The sequence below is a fragment of the Capnocytophaga cynodegmi DSM 19736 genome (genome assembly GCF_000379185.1).
GTDB lineage: Bacteria > Bacteroidota > Bacteroidia > Flavobacteriales > Flavobacteriaceae > Capnocytophaga > Capnocytophaga cynodegmi.
The window spans coordinates 1-7,168 of record NZ_KB900729.1; the positions used below are offsets into that span (position 1 = coordinate 1).

A 7,168-nucleotide genomic window follows, 5' to 3' on the forward strand; every position below is an offset into this window, starting at 1 on the left:
TTGGAATTTTTCTTTTTCTGCCAGATTAAAGTTTTTACTACTTGGAATTTTTCTTTTTCTACTAGATTAAAGTTTCTACTACTTTGATTTTGGTTGTTTCTGTCAGAATTAAACTTCTCCTTTTTTGTATGAGAATAAAAACATTCTTTGTCAGGCTGAGCGAAGTCGAAGCCTTAAAAAAAAATGCTTATTATATCTCAAAATTTCAAAAGAAATTAAACTCTAAATTGAAAAACAAATAACTTTTTTAGTACTTTTGGCTTCTGAAGATAAAAACTAACGTAAATACAAAGTAAAAAACAACAAAAACAACAGAATTATGGCAGATTTTATAAAAATTTATAATGAAAATCCCAACGAAAGAGAAATTGCAAAAGTAGTGCAGGTGCTTCGTAGTGGTGGTTTAGTGATTTATCCGACAGATACAGTATACGGCTTGGGTTGTGATATTACCAACACAAAGGCTTTGGAAAGGATAGCGAAAATAAAAGGAATTAAATTGGAAAAAGCTAATTTTTCGTTTATTTGTCCTGATTTGAGTAACCTTTCAGATTATGTCAAACAGATTGATACAAGTACATTTAAGATTTTAAAAAGAGCCTTACCAGGTCCTTATACATTCATTCTGCCAGGAAATAATAATCTGCCTTCGGCTTTTAAAAAGAAAAAAACGGTAGGTATCCGCATTCCGGATAATAATATCGCTCGTATTATTGTGGAACGATTAGGCAACCCGATAGTATCTACCTCCATACGTGATGAAGATGACGTGATTGAATACACTACTGACCCCGAACTTATATTTGAAAAATGGCAAAATAAGGTTGATGTTGTAATTGATGGAGGATACAGCGACAATATGGCTTCAACTGTGATTGACCTTTCGGATAGCGAACCTGTGATAGTACGTGAAGGGAAGGGGAGTACTGATATTTTTTAGAAAGAAATTACAAATCGTGAAAATGGTATTTTGATTGAAAGAAAAAGCTCAATAAAAAGAATGAAAATTCAATTTATTGAGCTCTTTATATTTTCAAAACAGATGTATAAATTTAAAAATCCAGTTCGGTAACTTCTTTAGGTTCTTGATTTTTTAAGAATATTCGTGCAGTTAAGTTACCTTTCAAAATTATTTTATTATTTTCAACACAAATCCAGCTTCCTTCCCGAAGTCCTACGACTGGAATATCGTTGAGTTTATGAAATTCTTTAATACGAGTTTCACGGGTTTCGCCTTTATGTTTACTATTTGGGTCAGGGTCAAGATAATGTGGATTTAGATTGAAAGGCACAAGCCCAAGTGTTTTAAAGCTGGGAGGATAAATAATAGGCATATCATTGGTGGTTTGCATCGTTTGTCCTGCAATGTTGCTTCCTGCACTTGTTCCCATATAGGGCGTTCCGTTTTCAACTACCTCACGAAGTGTATTCATTAGGTTTAACTCATAAAGTTTTGTTACAAGTAAGAAAGTATTTCCACCTCCTGTGAATATGGCTTTTGCTTCTCTAAGAGCTTTTTCTGGGTTTTCAAATGAATGTAAACCTATGATTTTTTTCACTACGGAAGAAAAACCTTTCTGAGCAATTTCAGTGTATTCATCGTGCGAAATTCCACTTGGTCTGGCGTACGGAATAAATATAATTTCATCAATTCCTTCAAAAAAACGAGCTAATTCTTCTTGTAAATAAGAAAGATAAGTTCCGCCATAAATGGTTGAGGTACTTGCCAAAAGTATTTTTTTCATTTTCTGAGTGTTTTTATTTGGAATAGTAATGATTGTTTGCTGTTATATTAGTCTTTGATAATGAAAGTATTGTTTTCTTTATTGATGTCCGCTGTAGCCTTTTGAGGGTCAATCGTGAAAGATTTTATAGGCTCATTGGAAGTTATCACGTATGTGAATTCTTTATTATTTAATCGCCAAACTTGTACAGGGAATTTCATCATTTCAGAGGTATTATCCTGATAGTTTATTTCTAACAGAATTGGCATTGGTACTCCACCGAGTTTTTCAAAGGTAACTTCGTAGAAATAGTTAGGTTGTGGTGATATGGCTTGTTCTTCCAGACTGCGGTTATCGGCAATATAATCACTCAATGGTGTAGATAATTCAATTACACTTTTTTCTGAATTTTCTGTCTTATAAGCCGAGTCTTCTTTTGAAACCATATGCACCAAGGGAATTAAATTACTGACTTTTATATTTTTTTCTCTCAGCATTTCTTTAACCGCTTCACTTGGCTGTTCTGATACTTGGTATTGTTTCACAGATTTAATTCCTAAATCTACATAATCAGTTGTATAGAACCAAGTTCTCCAAAACCAATCCAATTCTATTCCTGATGCATCGCTCATCGTTCTGAAAAAATCTTCTGGAGTAGGATGTTTAAATTTCCAACGTTGAACATATGTTTTGAAAGCAAAATCAAAAAGTTCTTCTCCCATAATAGTTTCCCTCAAAATAGATAACCCAGCCGAAGGTTTGCTGTATGCGTTTTCTCCTAACTGAGTGATTTCTTCAGGATTAGACATAATAGGCTCTAAATAAGCAGGATCGCCCGACATATAGTTTGTAATTTGTTCAGGAAAACCTCTTTCGGAAGGAAATGCTTTGTAAGGAGCAATATCTTGCGGGTATAACTTTCCGTATTCTTGTTCTGTTAAATATTGCAGAAAGGTATTAAATCCTTCGTCGAGCCACCCCCACTGACGTTCATCTGAATTGACAATCATCGGAAAGAAATTGTGTCCCACTTCGTGAATAATTACGCTTATCATTCCAAATTTCACGTCCATTGGCGTAAATCCGTTTAGGCTGGGACGTCCGTGATTCCAACAAATCATCGGGTATTCCATTCCTTGGTCTTCCGCACTGACTGAAACAGCTTTAGGATATGGAAAATCCAAAGTGTATTTTGAATATGTTTTTAGAGTATGTGCAACAACTTTTGTAGAAAATTCTCCCCACAGAGGATTACTTTCTTTTGGATATAATGAAATCGCCATTACATTTTTAGTGCCGATTTTTACAGCCATTGCATCATAGATGAATTTTCGAGAAGAAGAAAAAGCAAAATCACGCACATTTTGAGCTTTGAAACGCCACGTTTTCTTTGTTTTAGCTTTGCTTTTTTCTCTGACTTCAGCTTCTTGTTGTGTGGCAATAATTACAGGTTTGTCAAAAGATTTTTCTGCCAAAGCGTACCGTTTTAACATTTCTGGTGTAAAAACTTCTTTTCGATTTTGTAATTCTCCAGTAGCTTCTACAAGGTGGTCGGACGGAACGGTAATTGAAACATCATAATTTCCAAAAGGTAGAGCAAATTCTCCATTTCCCCAAAACTGCTGATTTTGCCAACCTTCAACATCGTTGTACATAGCCATACGAGGGAAAAATTGAGCGATAACGTACAGATAATTATCATCTTTTTCAAAATATTCATAACCTGAACGTCCACCTAATTTCTTGTAATCACTGATTTGATAACTCCATTCCATTGAAAAACTTATTTTTGTGTTTGGAGCCAATGGCTTTTCCAAATCCAGACGCATCATTGTTTGATTGATAGTGTAGGGAAGAGGTTTACCACTAAAGTCTTTTACATTTTCTATTTTAAATCCACCTTCAAACGGAAGTGTCATAAAAGTATTAACAAATTCTTTGGGTTCATAGAAAGGTTTTACCAATTTATTATCTCTCTTTTTAGACGGAGATTCTGGAGCAAACCTATTTTGGTCTAATTGCAACCACAAATATTCTAAACTTTCAGGAGAATTGTTATGATACGTGATGGTTTGTTTACCGTACAATTTTTGATTTTCGTCATCAATTTCTATTTGCATTGTGTAATCGGCTTGTTGCTGATAATAAGCAGGTCCAGGAGCTCCTGAGGCTGTCCGATACTGATTGGGAGAGGCAAATTCCTGATACATTCTGCGGAAAGGATTATGCATTCCTCGCTCTGTGTGTTTTTCAGAAATGGTATTTTCTGCGTTTTTTTCTTGAGCAAAAGCACTCAAATAACATAAAAAAATGACAGATAATATAAGTCTATTCATTGAAATAATTTTTTGAAGTTGGAACAAAGGTAAAAAATTATACCAGAACAGAAAATAGGTTTTTGGATTTTATTTTTTGTTTTGATGTTTCTGAAAATAGGATTAAAATGTCTTCGTTCTTGTGTAAATAAATCAAATACGTTACTTTTGCGTTCAGAATGATTTAAAAAGAAAATTTTGTAAATGTCAATACTTCAGGAAATACAAAAACGCAGAACTTTTGGCGTAATTGCCCACCCCGATGCGGGAAAAACTACCCTTACGGAAAAATTACTACTTTTCGGTGGAGCTATTCAGGAGGCAGGAGCTGTTAAAAGCAATAAAATTAAAAAAGGTGCAACTTCCGACTTTATGGAAATTGAGCGTCAGCGTGGTATTTCAGTGGCAACGTCGGTTTTGGCGTTCAATTATAAAGATTACAAAGTCAATATATTAGACACCCCTGGTCACAAGGATTTTGCTGAAGATACTTTCCGAACCTTAACCGCTGTGGATAGCGTAATTGTGGTGATTGACGTTGCCAAAGGGGTGGAAGAGCAAACCGAAAAGCTCGTGGAAGTTTGTCGTATGCGAAATATCCCGATGATAGTGTTTATCAATAAGTTGGATAGAGAAGGAAAAGATGCTTTCGACCTTTTGGACGAGGTAGAACAAAAATTGGGGCTTTCTGTCACACCATTGAGTTTTCCTATCGGAATGGGATATGATTTCAAAGGAATTTATAATATCTGGGAGAAAAATATCAACTTATTTTCAGGCGATAGCCGAAGAAATATTGAAGAAACCATTGCTTTTGACAATGTAAACGACCCAGAATTGGATAAAATCATCGGTGAGAAATCGGCTGAGAACTTACGTAGCGAATTGGAATTGGTGTATGAAGTATATCCGCCATTTGACCGAGAAGCCTACCTCAGCGGAACGCAACAGCCTGTTTTCTTTGGTTCGGCATTGAATAATTTTGGCGTTCGTGAGCTTTTGGATTGCTTTGTGGAAATTGCTCCGTCGCCCCGAGCCAAAGCCAGTGACAAACGCGTGGTAAACCCAGATGAAAATACGTTTAGCGGATTTGTTTTCAAAATTCACGCTAATATGGACCCGAACCACCGCAATCGCTTGGCGTTTGTTAAAATCGTTTCAGGAACTTTTGAGCGAAACAAACCGTATTTACACGTTCGACACGGAAAAAAACTGAAATTTTCAAGTCCGAATGCTTTTTTTGCAGAGAAAAAGGAAGTGGTTGATATTTCGTATGCGGGTGATATTGTGGGGCTTCACGATACTGGAAATTTCAAAATTGGAGACACACTTACAGAAGGCGAAACCTTGCAATTTAAAGGAATTCCGAGCTTTTCTCCTGAACATTTCCGCTACATCAACAATGCTGACCCACTAAAATCCAAGCAATTAGAAAAAGGTATTGACCAACTAATGGACGAAGGTGTGGCACAGCTTTTCAAGTTGGATTTCAACGGACGAAAAGTTATCGGAACGGTGGGAGCGTTGCAATACGAAGTTATCCAATATCGATTGGAACACGAATACGGAGCGAAATGCAGTTATGAGAGCTTCCCGATACATAAGGCTTGTTGGGTGGAAGAGCCTGAAAATCCGAAAGATGCCGAGTTTCAGGATTTTCTTCGTGTGAAACAGAAATATATGGCTCGTGATAAGCACGGACAGCGTGTTTTCTTAGCAGATTCGGCGTTTTCTATCGAAATGGTAAAACAAAAATATCCAAACGTGAAGCTGCACTTTACGTCAGAGTTTTAACAATTTTCTTGTATAAAAACGGATTTATTTTTTAGTAATAAATTTTACTTTAATATTTTTTAATCTTTTAACAATAGAAGTTATGAAAGTCCTTAATGAACGTCAAATTAGAATAGTAGAAGCTTTAGAGACTACTAAGTACATTAGTGTGAATGAACTAAGTGAGAGGTTAAATGTATCTTTGGTAACGATTCGTAAGGATTTAACACTCTTGGAACAAGAAGGTTATCTTCATCGTACACACGGAGGAGCCAGCAAACAAATGCGATATGTTTTTGACCAAACCGTTTCAGAAAAAGAAATGCTTAATGTGGAGCAAAAGCAAAAAATCGCAACGAAGGCATTGAGCTACGTTAAAGAAGGAGATTTTATTATTCTTTCTTCAGGCACTACTATTCATTTGTTGGCACAAAGACTTCCTGATAACAAGAATATTACAGTTCTTACACCATCACTTCGGGTTGCTTTAGATGTTTGTAAGAAACATAATATCAATACAATACATTTAGGAGGAGAAGTCCGTAAAAATTCTACTGCTACAATAGGAGCTTTAGCTGAAGAGACGTTGAGTAACTTTTCCTGCACCACTCTCTTTTTAGGAATTGAAGGAATTGATCTTGATTTTGGTATAAGTACAACAAACGCAGGTGAAGCTCATCTAAATAAAAAAATGTTAGAAAGAGTTGACAAGGTAATTGTACTTGCTGATGCTTCAAAAGTACACCGACGTGGATTTGGATTTATCTGTTACGTAGAAAAAATAGATATGTTAATTACAGATGCTTCTATCGACCCAGAATTCGTTGAGGAATTGGAAAAAAGAGGTGTTGAGGTTGTGATTGCTACTTAAAAATAGTCGTTTTTTTATATTCTTATCTTCTAAATAATTAAAACATTATTGAAATTGATTTTAAAAAGAGACAAAGTATTTAATTCTTTTTGTGAAATTGATTAATATGCTTTATAAGATATATAATAAATTAAATTTTTTGATATTAGTATAAAAAAATAATTTATTTCATTCAGTGTAATAAATTTAAAATAGCAGAATAACTATGTTTTAATCAATGTGATAAATCGAAATCATATAAATAAATTTGTTTTACTCAATGCAATAAGTTTATATCAATAATTTAAACTTATTGCATTGAGTATTTTAATTTAAAATTGATAGTATGATCTAAAGTATAGAGTGAAATAAGTTTAATTTGATGAAATATATTTGTTTCAATAAATGAATTTATTTAATTTGATAGATTAAAATAATTTCAATTTTATAATTTGTTTAATAATATGTATGAATATTCAATGTAAATAATTAATTATTATCTATTT

5 protein-coding genes are annotated in these 7,168 nt (G+C 34.3%); 3 read left to right on the top strand and 2 right to left on the bottom strand.

The genetic code is table 11. The features are described 5' to 3' along the window. Positions 1-319 precede the first annotated feature (319 nt). Positions 320-940 (top strand): L-threonylcarbamoyladenylate synthase, encoded by a 621-nt coding sequence (locus YW9_RS0108595; RefSeq protein ID WP_018279770.1) that lies wholly within the window; start codon positions 320-322, stop codon positions 938-940. Between the two features lie 112 nt (positions 941-1,052). On the opposite strand, the gene pepE is transcribed toward YW9_RS0108595, so the two are convergent. Beyond that, positions 1,053-1,745, bottom strand: a complete 693-nt coding sequence (gene pepE / locus YW9_RS0108600; RefSeq protein WP_018279771.1) for a dipeptidase PepE — start codon at positions 1,743-1,745, stop codon at positions 1,053-1,055. A 47-nt stretch (positions 1,746-1,792) separates the two neighbouring features. Continuing rightward, positions 1,793-4,060: a M1 family metallopeptidase gene (locus YW9_RS0108605; protein ID WP_018279772.1), complete on the bottom strand. Its 2,268-nt coding sequence runs from the start codon at positions 4,058-4,060 to the stop codon at positions 1,793-1,795. A gap of 183 nt (positions 4,061-4,243) precedes the next feature. Between YW9_RS0108605 and YW9_RS0108610 the strand changes: the two genes are divergently transcribed. Both YW9_RS0108610 and YW9_RS0108615 read left to right on the top strand, forming a co-directional pair. Further along, the gene (locus YW9_RS0108610) at positions 4,244-5,833 is read left to right on the top strand and encodes a peptide chain release factor 3 (RefSeq protein WP_018279773.1); all 1,590 of its coding nucleotides are present in this window, start codon (positions 4,244-4,246) and stop codon (positions 5,831-5,833) included. Between the two features lie 82 nt (positions 5,834-5,915). Continuing rightward, positions 5,916-6,683 carry a DeoR/GlpR family DNA-binding transcription regulator gene (locus tag YW9_RS0108615; RefSeq protein ID WP_018279774.1) on the top strand — a complete coding sequence of 256 codons (768 nt, stop codon included), beginning with the start codon at positions 5,916-5,918 and terminating at the stop codon, positions 6,681-6,683. Positions 6,684-7,168: the final 485 nt, after the last annotated feature.

What these genes read in the sequence shown, in the direction of transcription:
- YW9_RS0108595 (WP_018279770.1), top strand. Translation starts at nt 320, where the DNA reads ATGGCAGATTTTATAAAAATTTATAATGAAAATCCCAACGAAAGAGAA.
- pepE (WP_018279771.1), bottom strand. Translation starts at nt 1,745, where the DNA reads ATGAAAAAAATACTTTTGGCAAGTACCTCAACCATTTATGGCGGAACT.
- YW9_RS0108605 (WP_018279772.1), bottom strand. Translation starts at nt 4,060, where the DNA reads ATGAATAGACTTATATTATCTGTCATTTTTTTATGTTATTTGAGTGCT.
- YW9_RS0108610 (WP_018279773.1), top strand. Translation starts at nt 4,244, where the DNA reads ATGTCAATACTTCAGGAAATACAAAAACGCAGAACTTTTGGCGTAATT.
- YW9_RS0108615 (WP_018279774.1), top strand. Translation starts at nt 5,916, where the DNA reads ATGAAAGTCCTTAATGAACGTCAAATTAGAATAGTAGAAGCTTTAGAG.